Source organism: Streptomyces sp. NPDC104761 (genome assembly GCF_055583445.1).
The window spans coordinates 1-20,824 of sequence record NZ_JBVJNZ010000029.1 but is presented as its reverse complement, the minus strand read 5'-3'; the positions used below and the strand labels follow the sequence as shown (position 1 = coordinate 20,824).

The following is a 20,824-nucleotide window of genomic DNA, read 5'->3' as shown; positions in this document are numbered from 1 at the left end:
CGACCGTAGGGACTAGGACGACGGAGGTGTGACCGGCAGGCCTGCCGTCTTCCATGCCTGGAAGCCGCCGATCAGGTCCGTCGCCCGGTGCAGGCCCAGCTGGTGCAGGGAGGCGGCGGCCAGGCTGGAGGCGTAGCCCTCGTTGCAGATCACGACGACCTGGAGGTCGTGGCCGGTGGCCTCCGGGGTCTTGTGGCTGCCCTGCGGGTCCAGGCGCCACTCCAGTTCGTTCCGCTCTATGACGAGCGCACCGGGTATCACCCCGTCCCGCTCGCGCAGCGCCGCGTAGCGGATGTCGACGAGCAGGGCCTCGCCGGTGTGCGCCGCCTCGTACGCTTCCTGCGCCTCGATGCGCCGATAGCCCGCGCGCACCCGCTCCAGCAGTTCGTCGATGCCCACCGGACGTGCCTCCACCGGTTCCGTGCCGCTCACTGCCAGTCCTCGGGGCGCTCGACCTGCTCCAGGCGCAGTACCTGTCCGGTGCGGCTGTAGCGGCGGATCCGCGGCAGCGGCGGGTAGTAGGCGTGGACGGAGACCGCGTGGTGCTCGGTGGACTCGTTGAGTACCTCGTGGACGTGGTCGCGGCCGAAGGACCTGCCCTTTCCGGCGGGCAGCCGGCGCTCGCGGTCGACGCCCTCGGAGAGTTCCAGGGTCTTCCAGCCGTCGGTGGGCAGCCGGGTGGCCAGCGAGTACTCCTTCAGCTCGCCGGTGGCGGTGAGGAAGGCGCCGACCGACTCGGCGTGGTCGTGCCAGCCGGTGCCGGAGCCGGGCGGCCAGCCGATCAGCCAGGCCTCGCTGCCGGCGGGGCCCTCGAGCCGTACCCAGGTGCGGCCTTCCGGGTCCAGCGGGAGCGAGGCGATCAGCTCGGCGTCGGCAGCCGTACGCCGGACGAAGTCGAGGAGGTCCGCCTGGGTGGGCGCGGCGCCGGGCGCGGGGGCGGACGAGGAAACGGAGGACGACGAGAGAGAGGCAGACACGTGCACCGATCCTGATGAGGGTTCGCAGAAGCGGGCGCAGACGGCGCCCGGAGAGAGAAAGAGGAATGCGAAGTCAGCAGGACGGAAGACACACGCAGCCCGCATAGCGGACCAGGTCCACATGGACCTTCCGCCACAGGCGCACAGTCGTGTCGTTCACGATGCGGAGTACACCATGCCGGTGCGGGCCGGTCAACTCACCGTCACGATGTGGACGGCCCGGTCACCGGGCGGGGGAACCGGTCTGCGCTTCCGTCTCCGTCCTCTGCTCCGCCTGCTCGCTCTGCTCCGCCTGCTCGTTCTGCTCCCGGTCCTTGCCGCCCAGCGTCGCCTCGGCCGCCGCGTACAGGTCGGCCGGGCGGACTCCGTTGAGGGCGGTGACCAGCTGGCCGTCGGGGCGCACGAGCAGCACCGTGTGCGCCGGCGCGCCCGGGTAGGCCTCGGCGACCAGCAGCTCGGCGGGGTGCGGCAGCGCGGTCACGGCCGCCGCGAGCCGGGGCATGATCCCGGCGGAGACCCAGTGCTTGCGGTCCCAGACCCCCGTACCGGGCGCGATCAGGACGACGAGCAGCGCCCCGCGGCCGAGACGCGAGCGCAGCTGCACGAAGGTGCCGTCCTCCGCGGTGACCCGGACATCGGTGACCGGTGCCCCCGGCGGGGTGCCGACCGGGATCTCGTGCTCCAGGTGCCGGGGGGCGAGGGGCGAGTCGGCGTACGCCCCCGGCGCACCGAGCGGACCCTGCCCCAGGTGACCTTCGGTGAGGAGCGCGTCGCGCCCCCGGGACGCGCCGGGGACGAACCCGCGCAGCCCGCCACCGCCGCGCAGCAGCGGCAGTGCCTGGTCGGCGGCGCGCAGCCGGGCGGCGACCACCGCGCGCCGCTCGGTCTGGTAGCTGTCGAGCAGCGCCTCGTGCGGGCCGTGGTGCCAGGCCGGGGCCAGCTTCCAGGCGAGGTTGTCCACGTCGCGCAGGCCCTCGTCCAGGCCGTGCGTCCCGAGCGCGCCGAGCAGGTGCGCGGCGTCCCCGGCGACGAACACCCGGCCCACCCGCCACCTGCGGGCGAGGCGGTGGTGCACGGTGTGGACGCCGGTGTCGAGCAGGTCGTACGGCGGGGTGGTGCCGCCCGTCCAGCCCGCGAGGGTCTCGCGGATCCGGGTCACCAGCAGCTCGGGCGTGACCAGGTCCTTGCCGGGCGGCAGCAGCCAGTCCAGGCGCCACACGCCGTCCGGGAGGGGGCGGGCGGTCACCTCCCCGGCCGAGGGCCCGGACGTCCGCCACGGCGGTGTCCGATGGAGCAACGCCTGGCCGGGCCACGGAAGTTCCGTGCGCAGCGCGGCGACCGCGTGCCGTTCCACCGCCGTACGGCCCGGGAAGCGGATGTCCAGGAGCTTGCGCACGGTCGAGCGGGGGCCGTCGCAGCCCACCAGGTAACTGCCGCGCCACCAGGTGCCCTTGGGGCCCCGGGTGTGCGCGGTGACGCCTGAGCGCTCCTGCTCGACGGCGTCAAGACGGCTGTCGGTGGCGACCTTGACCAGCGGTTCGTCGGCGATCGCGGCGCGCAGGGCGTTGGTCAGCACGTGCTGGGCGAGGTGCAGCGGGGACGGTTCGCCGACGTCGTCGAAGACGACCTCGCGCAGCAACTGCCGGCGCCGCATCGACCGCCAGCCGGTCCAGCGGGCGCCCAGGTCCTCCGGCGGGGTGCCGGACAGGCGCGTCACCAGGGCGGCGGTGTCCTCGCGGAGCACCACCGTGCGCGCCGGGCGCGGCTCGTCCTTGCCCGGACCCTCGTCCAGGACGACGGACGGCACCTCCTGGCGGGCCAGCGCCAGGGCGAGCGTGAGCCCGACGGGCCCCGCTCCGACGATGATCACCGGGTCCACGGCGCGGCGCCCCCTGCCCGTACGTACGTCCCGACGGACACAGTTGAACAGACTGTTGGAGCAGGGTGCACGATCACAGAACGTATGCAACAGACTGGGCGCCACCCGGTCAAGCGGCGCACCCGGTGACACGTCAGCATGGTGGGCGCGCGAGTGCCGTGGCGCCCGGGAAAACGGCGGAGGCAGCGCCCCTGCGGCCGCTGCCTCCGTGTGCGTCGTTCGGGTTGACCGGGAGTCAGGCGTTGGCCCCGCCCGCCCCGGTCGCGAAGGTACCGCTGATCTCCGCCGCGTTCAGGTCGCTGACGTCCTCGGCACCCAGCACCGCACCGGTGCCGCGCTTGCTGCGCCGCAGCCGCTTCTCCAGCCAGGAGGCGAACGTGGTGAGGGCGAGGTTCAACAGGATGAAGACGACGCCGACGACGACGAAGCTGGGGATGACGTTGGCGTAGTTGGCGGCGAGCGTGCCGCGTGCCGTGAGCAGTTCCGTGAACTGCAGCATCACGCCGCCCAGCGCGGTGTCCTTCACGATCACCACGAGCTGGCTCACGATGGCGGGCAGCATCACGGTGACCGCCTGCGGCAGCAGGATGCCGGTCATCGTCTGCCCCTTGCGCAGCCCGATCGCGTAGGCCGCCTCCGTCTGCCCCTTGGGGAGCGCGAGGACGCCGGCCCGCACCACCTCGGCGAGCACCGAGGCGTTGTAGAGCACCAGGCCGGTGACGACCGCGTACAGCGGCCGTTCGTCGCTGCCGACATCGGTGGAGCGGACGTAGAACTCGTTGGCGAACAGCATCAGCAGCAGGACCGGGATCGCGCGGAAGAACTCCACGATCCAGGCGGCCGGTATCCGCACCCAGGCGTGGTCGGACATGCGGGCGATGCCGAAGAGCGCGCCCAGCGGGAGGGCGATGACCATGGCGAGCGCCGCCGCCTTGAGCGTGTTGCCGAGGCCCGGCAGCAGGTACGTGGTCCACGCATCGGAGGTGGTGAACGGCTGCCACAGGGCCCACTTGAGCTGGCCCTTGTCGTCCATCGTCTGCCAGACCCACCAGATGGCCAGGGCCAGGAGCAGGACGAAGACGACGGAGAGGACCACGTTGCGCCGCCTGGCGCGGGGCCCCGGGGTGTCGTAGAGGACGGAGCTCATCGCTTCACCGCCAGGCGCTTGGCGAGCCAGCCGAGGAACAGGCCGGTCGGGAGGGTCAGGACCACGAAGCCGAGGGCGAAGACCGCGCCGATGGCCACCGTCTGGGCCTCGTTCTCGATCATCGTCTTCATCAGGGCCGCGGCCTCGGCGACGCCGATCGCGGCTGCCACCGTGGTGTTCTTCGTCAGCGCGATCAGGACGTTGGCCAGCGGGCCGATCACCGCGCGAAAGGCCTGCGGCAGCACTACCAGCCGCAGGGTCTGCGAGAAGTTCAGCCCGATCGCGCGGGCCGCCTCGGCCTGTCCGAGGGGCACCGTGTTGATGCCGGAGCGGATCGCCTCGCAGACGAAGGCGGCGGTGTAGGCGGTCAGGCCGAGCACCGCGAGGCGGAAGCCCTGGACCTTGAAGTCGGAGGCGCCCAGCGTCACGCCGAAGATGTCGGCGAGGCCGAGCGAGGTGAAGATGACGATGACCGTCAGGGGGATGTTCCGGACGATGTTGACGTAGGCGGTGCCGAACCCGCGCATCAGCGGGACCGGGCTGACCCGCATCGCGGCCAGCAGGGTGCCCCAGACCAGGGAGCCGACGGCGGAGAGGACGGTCAGTTCCACCGTCGTCCAGAACGCCCCTAGGACGTCGTAGCCTTGAAGAAAGTCGAACACGATTTCCCGCGCTTCCGGGTGTGTGGCGTACGTGGAGGGCGTGGGGCGCCGCCGCCGGGGAAGCGGTGGCGGGCGGCGCGTCCGAGAGGGGCCTCGTGAGACCCGTGCCTTACTTGACGATCACGCCGATCTTCGGGGCGGGCTCGTTCTTGTAGTTCGCCGGGCCGAAGTTCTTGGTGACGGCCTTGTCCCAGGAACCGTCGCCGACCATCTTCTCCAGCGCCTTGTTGATCTTGTCGAGGGTCGCGGAGTCGCCCTTCTTGACGCCGATGCCGTAGTTCTCGTTGCTCAGCTTCAGGCCGGCGAGCTTGAACTGGCCCTTGTACTTGTCCTGCGCGGCGAAGCCCGCGAGGATCGAGTCGTCCGTGGTCACCGCGTCGACGGCGCCGCTCTGCAGGCCGGCGATGCACTCCGAGTAGGTGCCGACCGCCTTGAGGTTGGCCTGCGGCGCGATCGTCTTCTGGATGTTCTGCGCCGAGGTCGAACCCGTCACGGAACAGAGCTTCTTGCCGTTGAGGTCCGCGCCCTTGGCGATCGTCGAGTCCTTCTTGACCAGCAGGTCCTGGTGGGCCAGCAGGTACGGGCCGGCGAAGTCCACCTTCGCCTTGCGCTCGTCGGTGATCGAGTAGGTGGCCGCGATGAACTTCACGTCACCGCGCGCGAGGGCGTTCTCCCGGTCGGCGCTCTTGGTCTGCACGAACTCGATCTGGTTCGGCTTGTAACCCAGCTGCCCGGCGACATAGGTGGCCACGTCGACGTCGAAGCCGGAGAAGGAACCGTCGGGCTCCTGGAGGCCGAGACCGGGCTGGTCGTACTTGATGCCGATCTTGATCTTGCCGCCGCCCGAGGAACCGCTGTCGTCCTTGTCGCCGCTGCCGCACGCCGTGGCGGACAGGGCGAGCGCGAGCACGGCGGCCGAGGCGGCGGTGACCTTGCGGAGCTGCATGATGAACATCCCTCGTTGTGGTGAGACGGCTGTGAAGAGCTCGGTGAAGAGCTCTGCGAAGAACTCGGTGCAGAGGTCTGCGGAAGAGCTCTGTGAAAAGGGAGCGGGGTCTGCCGCGCCTCAGTGGTGCAGGATCTTCGACAGGAAGTCCTTGGCCCGGTCGCTGCTCGGGTTGCTGAAGAACTGGTCCGGGGTGGCCTGTTCGACGATCCGGCCGTCGGCCATGAAGACCACCCGGTTCGCGGCCGAGCGGGCGAAGCCCATCTCGTGGGTGACCACGATCATCGTCATGCCGTCCCTGGCCAGCTGCTGCATGACCTCCAGGACCTCGTTGATCATCTCGGGGTCGAGGGCCGAGGTCGGCTCGTCGAAGAGCATGACCTTCGGGTCCATGGCCAGCGCCCGCGCGATGGCGACGCGCTGCTGCTGGCCGCCGGAGAGCTGTGCGGGGTACTTGTCGGCCTGGGTGCCCACGCCGACCCGGTCGAGCAGGGCGCGCGCCTTCTCCTCGGCCTGCTTCCGGTCCGCCTTGCGGACCTTGACCTGCCCGAGCATCACGTTCTCGAGCACTGTCTTGTGGGCGAAGAGATTGAAGGACTGGAAGACCATGCCGACGTCGGCGCGCAGCCGGGCCAGCTCCTTGCCCTCCTGGGGCAGCGGCCTGCCGTCGATGGTGATCGATCCGGAGTCGATGGTCTCCAGACGGTTGACGGTGCGGCACAACGTGGACTTGCCGGACCCGGAGGGCCCGATCACCACGACGACCTCACCGCGGGCGATCGTCAGGTCGATGTCCTGGAGCACGTGCAACGCGCCGAAGTGCTTGTTGACACTCTTCAGGACGACCAGTTCGCCGGTCGCGGCCACGTCCTGCTCGGCCACCGATACTTCGGTCATCGCTTTCGGGCTCCGTCCTCCTCGGTTGCGGAGGAATGTAGTGAGGGCGGATGACCAGCGTCATTACATCTGAGGGAGATCTGAGCATCACGATCCGGTAGCAGTCGGACACGGCTCGTAGCACCGGCGGCCGCCCGGGTATCGGCCGCGTAACGGAACCCGCGCGCCACCGGAACCCACTTGACGCCGTCGGCGTCCATCAGCGTGACTGCTCCTCGTGCACGCGCGCGTGCACGCTTTTCGCAACGCGTGGGTTTTCCGCAGGCAAGCCGACGACGAACCACGACCGTACGACCGCTGAACCGGAGGGGGCCGGGATGAGACTGCTGCTCGTCGAGGACGACAACCACGTCGCCGCCGCACTCTCCGCGGTCCTGGCCCGGCACGGCTTCTCCGTCACCCACGCCCGCAGCGGCGAGGAGGCTCTCCGCGCCCTCGTCCCCGAGAGCGACGGCTACGACGTCGTCCTGCTCGACCTCGGCCTGCCCGACCAGGACGGCTACGAGGTCTGCGGCAAGATCCGCAAGCGCACCAGCACCCCGGTCATCATGGTGACGGCCCGCTCGGACGTCCGCTCCCGCATCCACGGCCTCAACCTCGGCGCCGACGACTACGTGGTGAAGCCGTACGACACCGGGGAACTGCTCGCCCGGATCCACGCCGTCAGCCGGCGCACCCACCACGAGGACGGCCAGGCCGGCGCCGACGGCGACAGCGCGCTGCGGCTCGGCGCCGTCCGCATCGAACTCCCCACCCGCCAGGTCAGCGTGGACGGCAAGGTCGTCCAGCTCACCCGCAAGGAGTTCGACCTGCTGGCGCTGCTCGCCCAGCGGCCCGGCGTGGTCTTCCGCCGGGAGCAGATCATCAGCGAGGTCTGGCGCACCAGCTGGGAGGGGACCGGCCGCACCCTGGAGGTGCACGTCGCCTCCCTGCGCGCCAAGCTGCGCATGCCCGCGCTCATCGAGACCGTACGCGGCGTGGGCTACCGGCTCGTCGCCCCGGCCGCGTAGCGGGGACGGGTGCGCACACGCCTCCTTCCGCTGCTCATCGTCCTGATGGCGGCCGTGCTGCTCGCGCTCGGCGTCCCGCTCGCCGTCAGCACGGCCGCCGCGCAGCAGCAGAAGGTCGTCGTCGACCGCATCGACGACACCGCGCGGTTCGCCGCCCTCGCCCAGTTCGTCACCGACACGCCCACCAGCGCACGCCCCACGAGCACGGACGACCGCCTGGAGACCCTCCGCCGCGAACTCGCCAGCTACTACGGCGTCTACGGCATCCGAGCGGGCGTCTTCTACCGGAACGCGTCCTCCATGGCCAACGCGCCCGACGACTGGGTGCTGCCGACGACCGGCGAGGTCCGGGAGGCCTTCGACGAGTCCCTGCTCAGCCGCCGCAGCCACGATCCCGCACAGGTGTGGCCGTGGCAGCGCAGCCGGCTGGTGGTGGCCTCACCGGTGATCCGGGACGGCGACGTCGTCGCCGTGGTGGTCACCGACTCGCCCACCGGCCCGATGCGTTCCCGCACCCTGCGCGACTGGCTGGTCATCGGCGCCGGCGAGTGCACGGCGATGCTGCTGGCCGTCGGCGCGGCGCTGCGGCTGACCGGGTGGGTGCTGCGGCCGGTCCGGGTGCTCGACGCCACCACGCACGCGATCGCCAGCGGCCGGCTCAAGTCCCGGGTCGCGGCGGCCGGCGGTCCGCCGGAACTCAGACGGCTGGCCCGGGCGTTCAACGAGATGGCGGACAACGTCGAGGACGTGCTGGAGCAGCAGCGCGCCTTCGTCGCCGACGCCTCCCACCAGCTGCGCAACCCCCTGTCCGCGCTGCTGCTGCGCATCGAGCTGCTCGCCCTCGAACTGCCCGAGGACAACGAGGAGATCGCCTCGGTCCGCACCGAGGGCAAGCGGCTCGCGCAGGTCCTGGACGACCTGCTCGACCTGGCGCTGGCCGAGCACGCCGATGCGGACCTGATGACGACCGACCTCGGCAGGCTGGCCGAGGAGCGGATCGCCGCGTGGGCGCCGGCCGCCGCGGCGAAGGGGGTCCGGCTGACCGGGGACTGCGCGCCGACCACCGGGTGGGCCGACCCGGTCACGCTGTCCAGCGCGCTGGACGCGGTGATCGACAACGCGGTGAAGTTCACGCCGGAGGGGGGTCTGGTGGAGGTGACCGTACGCGCCGAGGGCGACGTGTCCACGGTCGTGGTGACCGACACGGGGCCGGGGCTGACGGACGAGGAACTCGCGCGCGTGGGGGACCGGTTCTGGCGGAGCGGGCGGCATCAGAACGTGAAGGGGTCGGGGCTGGGGCTGTCGATCACGCGGGCGTTGCTGGCGGCGGGCGGCGGTTCGCTGTCCTGCGAGCACCATGAGCCGCGGGGGTTGCGGGTGACGGTGACCGTGCCGCGGGGCGGGTGAGCGAGGGACGGGTGAGAGGGGTGAGCGAGGGGTCCTCCCTGGCTCCTGACGGGGCGCTTCAGGGCTTCACCGAGCGGTAGTAGCGGCGCGCCCCCTCCTGCAGTGGCAGCGGGTCCGTGTAGATCGCCGTGCGCAGGTCCACCAGCTGGGCCGAGTGGACGTGGTTGCCGATGTCGTCACGGCTCTTGATGACCGTGCGGGTCACCCACTCGGTGAGGCGCGGGTCGACGTCCTTGCGGGTCATCAGGACGTTGGACACCGCGATCGTGGGCACCGTCGTGCCCTGCTGCACGGACGGGTACGCCGACTCCGGCATGTTGGTCGCCCGGTAGTACAGCGAGGCCGCGCCTTCGGTGTGCAGTTTGGCGACGAGGCCCTCGCCGATCGGGACGAACGTGAAGCTGAACTTCTTCGCCAGGTCGAGCAGCCCCTTGGTCGGCAGGCCGCCCGACCAGAAGAACGCGTCGATCTTGCCGTCCCGCAGCTGGTCCGGGCCGGTGTCTATGCCGTCGGACACCGGTGTGATGTCCTTCGCCGGGTCCATTCCGGCGGCCCTGAGCACCCGGTCGGCGATCAGCCGCACCCCCGAGTTGGGCAGCCCGATCGCCACCCGCTTGTGCCGCAGCTGCGCGACGCCGGTGATGCCCGAGTCGCGGGGTACGACGAGCTGGACGTAGTCGTCGTAGAGCCGGGCCACACCGCGCAGCCGTCCGGCGTCCTGGCCGCCGTTCAGCTCGTACGTCTCCACCGCGTCGGCCGCCGCGATGGTGAAGTCGGCGTGGCCGGTCGCCACCCGCCGTACGTTCTCGTACGATCCGTTGCTCTGCACCAGCTTCACCTTCAGGCCGGGCATGTCCTTGCGCAGCTCGGTGCGCAGCCGTTCGCCGTACTCCTGGTAGACGCCGCGCAGCGTCCCGGTGCTGAAGACGATCGTCCCGGTCGGCGGCTTCTCACCGAGCGGCAGCAGCCACCACAGCAGCAGACCGAACGCGACGACGCCGGCGGCCGCGCACTGGAGGGCGCGGCGTCTGCCGATACGGGGGAGCAGCTTGGGCATGCGCGCGATCCTGCCAGCAGGTCACCGTCCTGACCAGGGCCGGGGTCGGGACCAGGGGTGGGACCGGGCTCGGGACCAGGGCCGGGGCCGGGGCACGGCGTCGAGCCGGGACTGTCAGTGGCGGGAGCTACAGTCGTTCGCATGACCAGTTCCGTCCCCGGTGCCCCGACCGGTGCCTCGCCCGCCCGGCTCGTCCGGGAGTTCCACCACGCCTTCGGCCTGGCTGCCCGCACCACGCCGGCCGAGGTCTCTCCCGAACTGGCCGCGCACCGCGGGGAGCTGCTCGCCGAGGAGGCCGCGGAGGTCGCCGAGGTCGCGGTCGAGGGGCCGCTCGACCGGCTCGCGCACGAGCTCGCGGACGTGGTCTACGTGGCGTACGGCACCGCACTGGTGCACGGGATCGACCTCGACGAGGTGCTCGCCGAGATCCACCGGTCCAACATGAGCAAGCTGGGGCCCGACGGGCAGGTGGCCCGCCGGGCCGACGGCAAGGTGCTCAAGGGGGAGCACTACCGGGCGCCGGACGTCTCGGCGGTGCTGCGCGGCCAGGGCTGGATACCGGGCGGCGCGGACTGACCTGCGTCAGAGGGTGCCGCCCGCCAGCTTCCACTCGCGGTGCAGGGTGCCCAGCGGGATGCCCCGCTCCAGTACCGGCGTGCCGAAGACCGACAGCTGGAGGCGGAGGGTGCCGGAGAGGTCGACACCTCCGTACAGGTTCCAGGCGCCCTGGGCATCCGCGCCCGGGGTCGCCGAGGTGGCGGTGACCGTGCCGGTGGCCTCGCCCCGCAGGTACGGCGCCAGGTCGGCGGTGACGCCCACGCTGCCGTAGAGGCCGACGGAGGCCTCGGCGCCCAGCGCGGTGCGGACGCTTCCCGATGTGGTCACCGAGGTGCGCACCGGCGTGCTCGTCATGGTCGAGCTGCTGACCGGCGTCCAGCCCTGGGCCGTGCCGAAGGTGCCGCCCGCCTTGAAGCCGCCCTTCAGGTTCTGCTCCACGTCGACGGTGATCCTGCCGTCGCCGCTCACCTGGAGGTAGCAGGTCAGGTCGAGGTTGACGACGACGGGGACCGCGCCGACCTGGAGGACGGGGTCGGCGTGCAGCTTGGCGAACGGGATGCGCAGCGGGGTCGCGGTGGCCCCGGCCCGCCCCTTGACCGCCCAGCCGGAGTTCCAGTCGCCGGAGACCCCGAGGTAGGCGGAGCCGGGCGCGGTGCCGGTGCCCGCGCCGCCGTAGGCGAAGTCCACCTGCGGGGCGACCTGCACGAAGCCCGCGACCGAGGCCGCGGCGGAGGCCGGCGCACCCTCGGCGGCCGGCACCTCGGTGCTGACGTCCAGACGGAGGCTGCCGAGCGGCACATGGGCGCCCTCGGGGCCGACGTGCACGTCACCGGTCCTGGACCAGGAGACCTTGACGTCGGGCAGCAGCTTGTCGACGTCGAAGGCGGCCGGGTCGACGGGCACGGTGCCCTTCGCGGTGTCGTCGCCGAGCAGGGCGTCGAGGGTCGCGGGCTCGGTCTGCACCTCGGTGCCGGCGTCGGTCTCGCCGAGCACCTTCGTCACCTTGGCGAGCAGCCCGTCCGGGGCGCCGGGCGCGGGGGCGCTGGCGATGACGTCACCGACGGCGGCCTGCTGGGCGGATGCGGATGCGGGTCCGGATGCCGACGGTGACGCTGACGGCGACGGCGCCGCGGGGCTGGGGGAGACGGCGGGCGCGCCCGCCTTCCCCTTGCTCGCCGAACTGCCCTGCTTCGCGGAGGATATGACGGCACGTCGGGTTTTGCTGTCGTACGAGGTGACGGTGAGCGTGGTGCGGTGCGCCGGCCGGCCCGCACCCGCCGAGCCCGCGGCCGTGGTCGCGGCGGTGGCCGGTGCGGCGGCGACGGCGAGCGTCCGGCCGTCCGCGCGGGCGGCGGCGCTGGAGCCGTCGGAGACCTGGGCGGCCTCCCGCGCACGGCCGTCGGCGGCGGTCTGGTGCGGCGGTGAGGCGCAGCCGGCGGCGAGGAGGAGGGCGGTCATGGCGAAGCCGGGCATGAGGGCATGCCCGAGCCTTGTGCGTCTGCGCAAGGTCAGTCCTGAGGGTGGGGGGTGGCGAAGAGACACCGAACGTGGTTACCGATGGGCAGTACCGGCCGGTAACCCGGTGTGGCCCCCGAGCATGCCACGCCCGTGGCACAGGCTCCCCACAATCCGCCCACATCTCGACGTGACCTGAGCCACGGCGACTTCAGGCCCCCGTGGCCGTATCCGGCGGCGCCGGAAGAGGAGTTGGAGCCGGGGTCAGTCCTGCCGCTGCGCGGCCGCCCGGCGCTGCCGCTTGCTCAAGGGCGCCTGGGAGAGGTCCTCCGCGCTGGACCTGAGGTTCTTGTAGCCGTAGCCGCGCTCGGTGAGCCACGCCACGGCCGCCTCCTCGGCGCGCTCGGTCGCCGCCAGGATGTCCTCCTCTTCCTCCCCGGTGTCCTGGAAGCGGAAGGTGAAGGCCGGACGGGCGGTGATGTCGTAACTGAGGTGGCCCTCGGGCGTGAAGGCCGCGCGCAGCACGTCGTGCTCGGCGGCATGGGAGAGCAGTTCGGCGCGCTGCTCGGCGCTGAGGCCGTCGAAGACGCCGCGGACGGTGACGCGGAAGGTGCGGGTGGTCATGGCGCGACCCTAGGCAGGACGCGGCGCACCGCTCCACCGCATTTCCGGCGCCCCGCCGGACCGGTACCTAGCCGCCGGCCTGGCCGAGCCGCAGGTTCCAGCGTCCGGGGCCGCCCGTGATCTCCGTCGCCGACAGCGGCGGGACGTCCACGCGCCAGAACGCGGCCTCGGGCGCACCCAGCGCGTGCAGCACCACGGCCCGCACCACTTCCGGCTCCACCACGGCGATCGTCCTGCCGGCGGTCAGAGCCGTCCGGTCCAGCCAGCCGGTGACCCGTGCGCACAACTCCCTTACCGATTCGCCGCCGTGCGGCGCGGCCGCCGGGTCGGTCAGCCACTGGAGCAGCGCGTCGGGTTCGGCGGTGCCGACCTCCTCCAGCGTCCGCCCCCGCCAGCGCCCCGCGTCCAGGCCCGCCAGCTCGGGCTCCACCAAGGCGTCCAGGCCCAGCGCGGCCGCCGTCTCCCGGCACCGCACACTCGGCGAGCTGACCTCCCCGCCCGCGGCCGGCAAGGACAGCGCCACCGCCCCGGGCCTCTCGATCGAGTCGCCGTCGTCGAATCGGGCCCGCCGCAGCGAGGGGGTGACGGCGGGCGCCACGAGGACGACTCGGCAGGTCACAGGGGAAGTCCCTCCTCGGTCGTACAACGGGCACCGGCGAGGGCGGGTGCCGGACGGGCACGACAGTACGCCGTCAGCCGTCAGCCGTCAGCCGTCTCCGTCAGCCGTCGCAGTCCGCCATCCGCCATCCGTCGCAGTCCGCCGTCCGCGTCCGCAGTCCGGCGTCCGCCTCCGCAGTCCGGCGTCCGCCTACGCAGTCCGCCTCCGCGATCGGCGTCGAGTCCGTCGACGGTGCGGCAGCCGATCCGCCGCTCCCGAACCGGCTGCGGCTGCGGCTGCGTACACCGTCACGGCACATTCACGCCGTACCCGGCGGGTGCCTGACGCCGCGTAGGGACCGGGAGAGGCCCAGGGCCGCCGTTCGTACTGCCGGGGCCAGTTGTGCCGGGCGGAAGCGGCCGCAGGGTACGGCCACCGAGAGCGCCGCGACCGCGGTGGGGCCGGCGAAGACGGGTGCCGCGATGCAGCTGACCCCCGGCGCGGCCTCTTCCTCCTCGTACGCGAGGCCCGCGACCTGGGCCTGCTCGACGGCCGTGCGCAGCCGGCCGGGGTCCGTGATCGAGTGCGGGGTGAGGCGGGGCAGCGGCGCGGCCAGCACCTCCTCGACCAGTTCGGCGCCCGAGAACGCCAGCAGGGCCTTGCCGACCCCGGTGCAGGTCAGCGGCAGCCGGCCGCCGATCCGGGACGGCAGCCGCAGGGCGTCGTGGCCGTGGATGCGCTCGACATAGACGACCTCGTGGCCCTCGCGCACGCCGAGGTGCACGGTCTCGTGGGTGGCCTCGAACAGGTCCTGGAGGAACGGCAGCGCGGCCTCCCGCAGGTCGTGCCGGCGCGGCACCAGCGAGCCCAGTTCGAAGAGGGCGCCGCCGAGCCGGTAGGTGTCCGCGTCCCGTTCCAGCAGGCCGAGCCTGACCAGGTCGGCGCAGAGCCGGAACACGGTGGTCTTGGGCAGCTTCGAGCGCGCCGCCAGTTCCGTCAGGCGGAACGCACCGCCCTCCGGGCGGAAGCAGTCCAGCACCGCCACCGCCTTGTCGAGCATGTTTCCCTGACTGCCGTTCCGTATCACGGAACACATTTTGCCGCGTTTCCGGGCACCCGCCTATACCTGTCGGCATGAGCCCTGACCTCGTCACCAAGGTGGCCGACGTCCTCGAGGAAGCCACCCGCACCGGCACGCCCTGCGCCCCCGTCCGCGCCCTGCTCCCCGAGGGCGACATCGAGACCGCGTACGCGGTGCAGCGGCTGCACGTCGAGCGGGGCGTGGCCGCCGGCCGCCGGCTCGTCGGCCGCAAGATCGGGCTGACCTCGCCCGCCGTACAGCGCCAGCTCGGGGTCGGCCGGCCCGACTTCGGGGCCCTCTTCGCCGACATGGCGGTCGGCGAGGGGGAGCCGGTCCCGGCCGGGCGGCTGCTCCAGCCCAAGGTCGAGGCCGAGGTCGCCCTGGTGCTCGCCGCCGACCTGCCCCACCGCGACCCGACCGTCGCCGACCTGCTGCGGGCCACCGCCTTCGCGCTGCCCGCGCTGGAGATCGTGGACAGCCGGATCGCCGACTGGGACATCACCATCGTCGACACCGTCGCCGACAACGCCTCCTGCGGGCTGTTCGTCCTCGGCGGCACCCCGGTCCCGCTGGACCGCGTCGACCTGCGCGGGGTCCGGATGACCCTGGCCAGGAACGGCGAGGCGGTCTCGCAGGGCACCGGCGCCGACTGCCTGGGCAGCCCGCTCACCGCCGCCCGCTGGCTCGCCGGCACCCTGGCCGGTCTCGGCGACCCGCTGCGGGCCGGCGACATCGTCCTGACCGGCGCGCTCGGCCCGATGGCGGTCGCCGCCGGGGGCGACGAGTTCACCGCCCGAATCGAGGGCCTCGGCACGGTCGGGGTCGCCTTCGCCACGGAAGGGGCCGGCGCATGACCACCAAGGTCGCCGTCATCGGGTCAGGGAACATCGGCACCGACCTGATGATCAAGATCCTGCGGCTGTCGGAGAGCCTGGAGATCGCCGCCATGGCCGGCGTCGACCCGGACTCGGACGGCCTGGCCCGCGCCCGGCGCCTGAAGGTGGCCACCACCCACGAGGGCGTCGACGGCCTGGTCGGTCTGGACGAGTTCGAGGACGTGTCGGTCGTCTTCGACGCCACCTCCGCCGGCGCCCATCGCCGCCACGACGAGGTGCTGCGCGCCCTCGGCCGCACGGTCGTCGACCTCACCCCGGCCGCGCTCGGCCCGTACGTCGTGCCGCCCGTCAACGGCGACGCCCACCTGGACGCCCCGAACGTCAACATGGTCACCTGCGGCGGCCAGGCCACCATCCCGGTCGTCGCCGCCGTCAACGCCGTGACACAGGTCCACTACGGCGAGATCGTCGCCTCGATCTCCTCCCGCTCCGCCGGGCCCGGCACCCGCGCCAACATCGACGAGTTCACCGAGACCACGGCGTCCGCCCTCGAGAGGGTCGGCGGCGCGGCCCGCGGCAAGGCGATCATCGTGCTCAACCCGGCCGAGCCGCCGCTCGTCATGCGGGACACCGTGCACTGCCTGGTCGGCGACTGCGACGACGCGCGCGTGGCCGACTCCGTGGCGGAGATGGTCGCCCGGGTGCAGACCTACGTCCCCGGCTACCGCCTCAAGCAGCAGGTGCAGTTCGAGCGGGTGCCCGCCGACGACCCGCTGCGCACCCTTGCCCCCGGCGGCGACGCGGTGAAGGTCTCCGTCTTCCTGGAGGTGGAGGGCGCCGCCCACTACCTGCCCGCCTACGCCGGCAACCTCGACATCATGACCTCGGCCGCGCTGCGCACCGCGGAACGCATGGCCGCCCGCCGTGCCCCGGAGGTGGCGTCCCGATGACCGGTACCCGTCTGTACGTCCAGGACGTCACCCTGCGGGACGGCATGCACGCCGTCCGCCACCGCTACACCGTCGACCAGGCCCGCACCATCGCCGCCGCCCTCGACGCGGCCGGGGTCCGCGCCGTCGAGGTGGCCCACGGCGACGGCCTGTCCGGCTCCAGCGTCACCTACGGCGTCGGCGCGCACACCGACTGGGAGTGGATCGAGGCGGTCGTCGACGCCGTACGCAACTCCGTCCCGACCACCCTCCTCCTGCCGGGCATCGGCACGCTCCACGACCTCGAGCAGGCGCACTCCCTGGGCGTCCGCTCGGTCCGTGTCGCCACCCACTGCACGGAGGCCGACATCTCCGCCCAGCACATCGCCGCCGCGCGGGAGCTGGGCATGGACGTGGCGGGCTTCCTGATGATGTCCCACCTCGCCGAGCCCGCCGAACTGGCCCGCCAGGCCAAGCTGATGGAGTCCTACGGCGCGCACTGCGTGTACGTCACCGACTCCGGCGGCCGGCTGACCATGGACGGCGTCCGGGACCGCGTCCGCGCCTACCGGGACCTCCTCGACCCGGCCACCGAACTCGGCATCCACGCCCACCACAACCTCGGCCTGGGCGTGGCCAACTCGGTCGTCGCCGTCGAGAACGGCGTCACCCGCGTCGACGCCTCCCTCGCCGGGCAGGGCGCCGGGGCCGGCAACTGCCCCCTGGAGGCGTTCGTCGCGGTCGCCGACCTGATGGGCTGGGAGCACGGCTGCGCACTCTTCCCGCTGATGGACGCCGCCGACGACGTCGTACGACCGCTGCAGGACCGCGAGGTGCGGGTGGACCGCGAGACCCTCACCCTCGGCTACGCCGGCGTGTACTCCAGCTTCCTGCGGCACGCCGAGGCCGCCGCCCGCCGGCACGGCCTGGACACCCGGGCGATCCTGGTCGAGGTGGGCCACCGCAAGCTGGTCGGCGGGCAGGAGGACATGATCACCGACATCGCCCTGGACCTCGCCGGGAGCCGCTGACGCCTGATTGTCGGTGCCGGCTGACAGGATGTCCGGCGTGGACACTCAACGCCGGGAACGGGCCGCACGCTTCGTGGAGTTGCACCGGGAGGGCTGCTTCCTGCTGCCCAACGCCTGGGACGCGGGGAGCGCCCGCGTCCTGGAGTCGGCCGGTTTCCCGGCCGTGGCCACCACCAGCGCGGGCATCGCCTTCTCCCTGGGCCGCGCGGACCACGACTACGGCGGCGGCCGGGTCGACCGCGCGACGATGGTGGACCGGATCCGGGAGATCGCCGCCGAGGTGCGCGTCCCGGTCAGCGCCGACCTGGAGGACGGGTTCGGCGAGGCGCCCGGGACCGTGGCCGAGACGATCTCGATGACGCTCGCGGCGGGAGCGGCGGGCGGCAACATCGAGGACTTCACCGGCGACCGCTCCCGGCCGCTGTACGACCCGGAGCTCGCGGCCGAGCGGATCCGCGCCGCGCGCGAGGCGGTCGACGCGGCCGGCGAGCCGTTCGTCCTCGTCGGCCGCACCGACGTGCTGCTCACCGGCGGACCGCTCGACGAGGCGGTACGGCGGGCGAACGCGTATCTCGCGGCGGGCGCCGACTGCGCGTTCGTGCCGGGCGCGGCCGACGCCGGGACGATCGGCACCCTGGTCCGGGAGATCGACGGCCCGCTGAACGTGGTGATGGGCCTGACGGGCGGCGCCCTCTCGCTGGCCGACCTCCGCGGACTCGGCGTGCGCCGGGTCACGGTGGGCGGCAGCATCGCCCGCGCGATGTACGCCCAACTGCTCGCCGCGGCCCGGGAGCTGGCGGAGCGGGGGACCTTCTCCTACGCCGACAACCAGCTCTCGCAGACGGACCTGAACGAGCTCTTCCGCAGGTGACGGCCCGTCAGCGGCGGCTGGGCCGGCGGTGCGCCGTCGGGCGGGCGCGGCGCGTCTTGGCCGGCCGCGCAGTTCCGCCCCCGGCCTTCCGCCGGGGGCCCTCCCAGCGGCCCCTACCGGGGCGCTCACGCCCTGCTCAGGCGTGCGACTGCTCCCGCTGCCGTCGGTACGCCGCGACGAGGAACACCCAGATCTCGCTGACCGTGGGGAACGGGGCGATCGCGTGCCGGAGGCGTTTGAGGGGGACCTCGCCGGCGACCGCGATGGTGGCCGCGTGCAGCAGCTCGCTGACCCCGGACCCGACCATGGTCACCCCGAGCAGCACGTCCCTGTCGGTGTCGACGACCAGCCGGGCGTGGCCGGTGTAGCCGTCGGCGTAGAGGTTGGCGCCCTGGGCGGCGTTCAGGTCGAGGTCGACCGTCTCGACGCGGTGCCCGGCGGCGGCCGCCTGCTCGGCGCTCAGGCCCACCGCGCCCGCCTCCGGGTCGGTGAAGAAGACCTGGGCCACGGCATGCCGGTCGGCGGTCGTGGCGTGGTCGCCCCAGTCCTGGTCGTCCAGCGGCCGCCCGGCGGCGCGAGCGCCGATGGCGTCACCGGCCGTCCGCCCCTGGTACTTGCCCTGGTGGGTGAGGAGGGCGCGGTGGTTGACGTCGCCGAGGCCGTACAGCCACGCCCCCTCGACCCCGTCGACCAGGCAGGTCGTGTCCACGTCCAGCCAGGAACCGGGGGTCAGGCCCACGGTCTCCAGGCCGATGTCGTCGGTGTTGGGCGTGCGCCCGGTGGCGAACAGGACCTCGTCGGCCTCCAGCTCGCTGCCGTCGTCGAGCGTGAGCGTCACCGGCCCCGCCGGGTCCGGGCGGCGCAGGGCGGTCACCTGGACGCCAGTCCGCACGTCCGCGCCGGCCTCGGCCAGCCCCTGGGCGACCAGTTCCCCGGCGAACGCCTCCATGCGGGGCAGCAGCCGCCGCCGGACGAGCAGCGTGACCTGCGATCCGAGCCCCTGCCACAGCGTCGCCATCTCCACGCCGACCCCGCCGCCGCCGACCACGACCAGCCGGCCGGGCACCGTGCTGGAGTCGGTGCCGTGCCGGTTCGTCCAGGGCCGGGCCTCCTCGATCCCCGGGATGTCCGGCAGCGCGGGCCGGCTGCCGGTGGCGAGGGCCACCGCGTGCCGGGCGACGAGGGTCTGCCGGGCGCCGTCGTCCCGGCTCACGGTGACCCGGCGCGGCCCGTCGAGCCGGCCCTGGCCGCGGAACAGGTCGGCCCCGATGGACTTGACCCACAGCGCCTGCCCGCTGTCGTCCCAGTCGGTGACGTAACGGTTGCGGCGGGCGAAGACCGCGGCGTCGTCGAGCTGTCCGGTGACGGCCTGCCGGGCGCCGTCCACGCGGCGGGCGTCGGCGACCGCGAGGACCGGACGCAGCAGCGCCTTGCTGGGCACGCAGGCCCAGTAGGAGCACTCGCCGCCGACTAGTTCCCGCTCCACGACGGCCACGGAGAGCCCGGCGGCCCGGGCCCGGTCCGCGACGTTCTGCCCGACCGGCCCCGCGCCCAGGACGATCACGTCGTACGCGCTGCTCTCCCCGGACGCGTTCGGCGCCGCCCGGGACGCCGCGCCCGTGTCCGCGCTCATGCCCGCGTGCGGTTCTGCGTGGAGTTCTGCGTTCGGTTCTGCGTTCGGTTCGCTCATCGCTGCCTCACCTGACGATCGGTGCCGGTCCGCACTGTTCCGGGCCGCCGGGGCCCCGAGCCGTACGGGTCATGTAACCGCGGGACGTGTGCAGTCGGTCGCGCCACGGCCATACGGCCGGCGAAGAGCCGCCATAAGCACCGCCTGTGGAAGGGGCGCTTATGAGGGGCATCGGATCCGCCGATGGGGCGAGCGGAATCCCCGGAACGCCGCTGCCGCTATGGACTCCCGTCGCCTCACGAAGCGGGCGGCGGGACGATGGATTCGCCCCACTTTCCACACTTTAAGGACACCTCATGAGTTCTGCTGACCTGACCGGACGCGTGGCCCTGCTGACCGGTGCGACCAGCGGTATCGGCGCCGCGACCGCGGCACTGCTCGCCGAGCGCGGTGCGCACGTCCTGGTCGCGGGGCGCGACGCGGACCGTGGCGAGCGGGTGGTCGGCGCAGTCCGGGAGCGCGGCGGCAAGGCGGACTTCCTGGCGGCCGACCTGAGGGACGCCGATTCGGTACGGCGCCTGGCCCGCGAGGCCACCGCGCTGGGCGGCGGCCGCGTCGACATCCTCGTCAACAACGCCGGCGTCTTCCCGTTCGGGCCGACGGCACAGACGCCCGCCGACCAGGTCGACACCGTCTACGACCTGAACGTGAAGGCGCCGTTCTACCTGGTGGGCGAGCTCGCCCCGGCCATGGCCGAGCGCGGGCAGGGCGCCATCGTCAACGTCAGCACCATGGTCGCCGAGTACGGGCTCGCGGGGATGGCGCTGTACTCGTCGAGCAAGGCGGCGGTCAACCTGCTGACCAAGTCGTGGGCGGCCGAGTTCGGCCCGCAGGGGGTGCGCGTCAACGCCGTGGAGCCCGGCCCCACCCGCACCGAGGGCACGGCCGTCATGGGTGACGACCTGGACGCCCAGGCCCCCGCCGGCCGGCCCGCGGAGGCGCGCGAGATCGCCGAGGCGATCGCCTACCTGGTGAGCGACGCGGCGAGCTTCGTGCAGGGCGCGATCCTGCCGGTCGACGGCGGCCGTACGGCCGTCTGACCCACAGGGGGGATCCGGCCCCCAGGGGAAGCGGGGGGGGGGGGGGGGGGGGGGGGGGGGGGGGGGGGTGGTGGGGTGGGGGGGGGGGGGACCACCCCCGGAGGTCTGGGGCATACCCAGCCCATCCCA

At 72.9% G+C, this 20,824-nt stretch carries 22 protein-coding genes; 8 read left to right on the top strand and 14 right to left on the bottom strand.

Features of this window, described 5'->3' with window-relative positions; all coding sequences use genetic code 11:
- Positions 1-12 precede the first annotated feature (12 nt).
- The 8 genes from ACZ63F_RS41505 to ACZ63F_RS41470 all read right to left on the bottom strand — a co-directional run bounded on the left by ACZ63F_RS41505 (position 13) and on the right by ACZ63F_RS41470 (position 6,508).
- Complete coding sequence (locus tag ACZ63F_RS41505) at positions 13-438, bottom strand: rhodanese-like domain-containing protein (RefSeq protein ID WP_469719138.1); 426 nt, start codon at positions 436-438, stop codon at positions 13-15.
- Entirely contained in the window at positions 429-977 is a 549-nt protein-coding gene (locus ACZ63F_RS41500; protein ID WP_469719102.1) for a cupin domain-containing protein, read from the bottom strand. Before ACZ63F_RS41500 ends, ACZ63F_RS41505 begins: the two co-directional genes overlap by 10 nt.
- Positions 978-1,050: 73 nt before the next feature.
- Entirely contained in the window at positions 1,051-1,098 is a 48-nt protein-coding gene (locus ACZ63F_RS41495) for a hypothetical protein (protein ID WP_372496870.1), read from the bottom strand.
- 102 nt (positions 1,099-1,200) lie between these two features.
- Positions 1,201-2,856: an FAD-dependent monooxygenase gene (locus ACZ63F_RS41490; RefSeq protein ID WP_469719100.1), complete on the bottom strand. Its 1,656-nt coding sequence runs from the start codon at positions 2,854-2,856 to the stop codon at positions 1,201-1,203.
- A 235-nt stretch (positions 2,857-3,091) separates the two neighbouring features.
- Positions 3,092-4,003, bottom strand: coding sequence for an amino acid ABC transporter permease (locus ACZ63F_RS41485; RefSeq protein ID WP_469719099.1), 912 nt, complete (start codon positions 4,001-4,003; stop codon positions 3,092-3,094).
- A complete protein-coding gene (locus tag ACZ63F_RS41480; protein ID WP_469719098.1) occupies positions 4,000-4,665 on the bottom strand; it encodes an amino acid ABC transporter permease in 666 nt (221 codons plus the stop codon). Before ACZ63F_RS41480 ends, ACZ63F_RS41485 begins: the two co-directional genes overlap by 4 nt.
- A 109-nt stretch (positions 4,666-4,774) precedes the next feature.
- Positions 4,775-5,611 (bottom strand): glutamate ABC transporter substrate-binding protein, encoded by an 837-nt coding sequence (locus tag ACZ63F_RS41475; protein WP_469719097.1) that lies wholly within the window; start codon positions 5,609-5,611, stop codon positions 4,775-4,777.
- A 120-nt stretch (positions 5,612-5,731) separates the two neighbouring features.
- On the bottom strand, positions 5,732-6,508 hold the full coding sequence (locus ACZ63F_RS41470; protein ID WP_352364788.1) for an amino acid ABC transporter ATP-binding protein: 777 nt from the start codon (positions 6,506-6,508) through the stop codon (positions 5,732-5,734).
- A gap of 317 nt (positions 6,509-6,825) precedes the next feature.
- Here ACZ63F_RS41470 and ACZ63F_RS41465 point away from each other — a divergent pair, with 317 nt between their 5' ends.
- On the top strand, positions 6,826-7,518 hold the full coding sequence (locus tag ACZ63F_RS41465) for a response regulator transcription factor (protein ID WP_293999046.1): 693 nt from the start codon (positions 6,826-6,828) through the stop codon (positions 7,516-7,518).
- 9 nt (positions 7,519-7,527) lie between these two features.
- The gene (locus ACZ63F_RS41460; RefSeq protein WP_469719096.1) at positions 7,528-8,925 is read left to right on the top strand and encodes a HAMP domain-containing sensor histidine kinase; all 1,398 of its coding nucleotides are present in this window, start codon (positions 7,528-7,530) and stop codon (positions 8,923-8,925) included.
- Between the two features lie 58 nt (positions 8,926-8,983).
- On the opposite strand, the gene ACZ63F_RS41455 is transcribed toward ACZ63F_RS41460, so the two are convergent.
- On the bottom strand, positions 8,984-9,982 hold the full coding sequence (locus ACZ63F_RS41455) for a TAXI family TRAP transporter solute-binding subunit (protein ID WP_469719094.1): 999 nt from the start codon (positions 9,980-9,982) through the stop codon (positions 8,984-8,986).
- 141 nt (positions 9,983-10,123) lie between these two features.
- On the opposite strand from ACZ63F_RS41455, the gene ACZ63F_RS41450 reads away from it, so the two are divergent.
- On the top strand, positions 10,124-10,558 hold the full coding sequence (locus ACZ63F_RS41450; RefSeq protein ID WP_469719092.1) for a pyrophosphohydrolase domain-containing protein: 435 nt from the start codon (positions 10,124-10,126) through the stop codon (positions 10,556-10,558).
- A gap of 6 nt (positions 10,559-10,564) precedes the next feature.
- On the opposite strand, the gene ACZ63F_RS41445 is transcribed toward ACZ63F_RS41450, so the two are convergent.
- From ACZ63F_RS41445 to ACZ63F_RS41430, 4 genes are all read right to left on the bottom strand, one after another.
- Positions 10,565-12,013 (bottom strand): hypothetical protein, encoded by a 1,449-nt coding sequence (locus ACZ63F_RS41445; RefSeq protein ID WP_469719136.1) that lies wholly within the window; start codon positions 12,011-12,013, stop codon positions 10,565-10,567.
- A gap of 246 nt (positions 12,014-12,259) precedes the next feature.
- Positions 12,260-12,619: a DUF6204 family protein gene (locus tag ACZ63F_RS41440; RefSeq protein WP_469719091.1), complete on the bottom strand. Its 360-nt coding sequence runs from the start codon at positions 12,617-12,619 to the stop codon at positions 12,260-12,262.
- Positions 12,620-12,686: 67 nt separating this feature from the next.
- Positions 12,687-13,238 carry a histidine phosphatase family protein gene (locus ACZ63F_RS41435; RefSeq protein WP_469719089.1) on the bottom strand — a complete coding sequence of 184 codons (552 nt, stop codon included), beginning with the start codon at positions 13,236-13,238 and terminating at the stop codon, positions 12,687-12,689.
- A 298-nt stretch (positions 13,239-13,536) separates the two neighbouring features.
- Positions 13,537-14,277: an IclR family transcriptional regulator gene (locus ACZ63F_RS41430; protein WP_469719087.1), complete on the bottom strand. Its 741-nt coding sequence runs from the start codon at positions 14,275-14,277 to the stop codon at positions 13,537-13,539.
- Positions 14,278-14,351: 74 nt separating this feature from the next.
- Between ACZ63F_RS41430 and mhpD the strand changes: the two genes are divergently transcribed.
- The 4 genes from mhpD to ACZ63F_RS41410 are packed head-to-tail and all read left to right on the top strand — an operon-like array spanning position 14,352 to position 17,965.
- The gene (gene mhpD, locus ACZ63F_RS41425; RefSeq protein WP_469719085.1) at positions 14,352-15,152 is read left to right on the top strand and encodes a 2-keto-4-pentenoate hydratase; all 801 of its coding nucleotides are present in this window, start codon (positions 14,352-14,354) and stop codon (positions 15,150-15,152) included.
- Complete coding sequence (locus tag ACZ63F_RS41420) at positions 15,149-16,084, top strand: acetaldehyde dehydrogenase (acetylating) (protein WP_469719083.1); 936 nt, start codon at positions 15,149-15,151, stop codon at positions 16,082-16,084. The genes mhpD and ACZ63F_RS41420 overlap by 4 nt, the downstream gene beginning before the upstream one ends.
- Positions 16,081-17,094 (top strand): 4-hydroxy-2-oxovalerate aldolase, encoded by a 1,014-nt coding sequence (dmpG, locus tag ACZ63F_RS41415; RefSeq protein WP_469719081.1) that lies wholly within the window; start codon positions 16,081-16,083, stop codon positions 17,092-17,094. Before ACZ63F_RS41420 ends, dmpG begins: the two co-directional genes overlap by 4 nt.
- 28 nt (positions 17,095-17,122) lie before the next feature.
- Entirely contained in the window at positions 17,123-17,965 is an 843-nt protein-coding gene (locus ACZ63F_RS41410) for an isocitrate lyase/PEP mutase family protein (RefSeq protein ID WP_469719079.1), read from the top strand.
- Positions 17,966-18,101: 136 nt separating this feature from the next.
- On the opposite strand, the gene ACZ63F_RS41405 is transcribed toward ACZ63F_RS41410, so the two are convergent.
- Positions 18,102-19,598, bottom strand: coding sequence for a dihydrolipoyl dehydrogenase family protein (locus ACZ63F_RS41405; protein WP_469719078.1), 1,497 nt, complete (start codon positions 19,596-19,598; stop codon positions 18,102-18,104).
- A 353-nt stretch (positions 19,599-19,951) separates the two neighbouring features.
- Here ACZ63F_RS41405 and ACZ63F_RS41400 point away from each other — a divergent pair, with 353 nt between their 5' ends.
- Positions 19,952-20,695 (top strand): SDR family NAD(P)-dependent oxidoreductase, encoded by a 744-nt coding sequence (locus ACZ63F_RS41400; protein ID WP_469719076.1) that lies wholly within the window; start codon positions 19,952-19,954, stop codon positions 20,693-20,695.
- Positions 20,696-20,824: the final 129 nt, after the last annotated feature.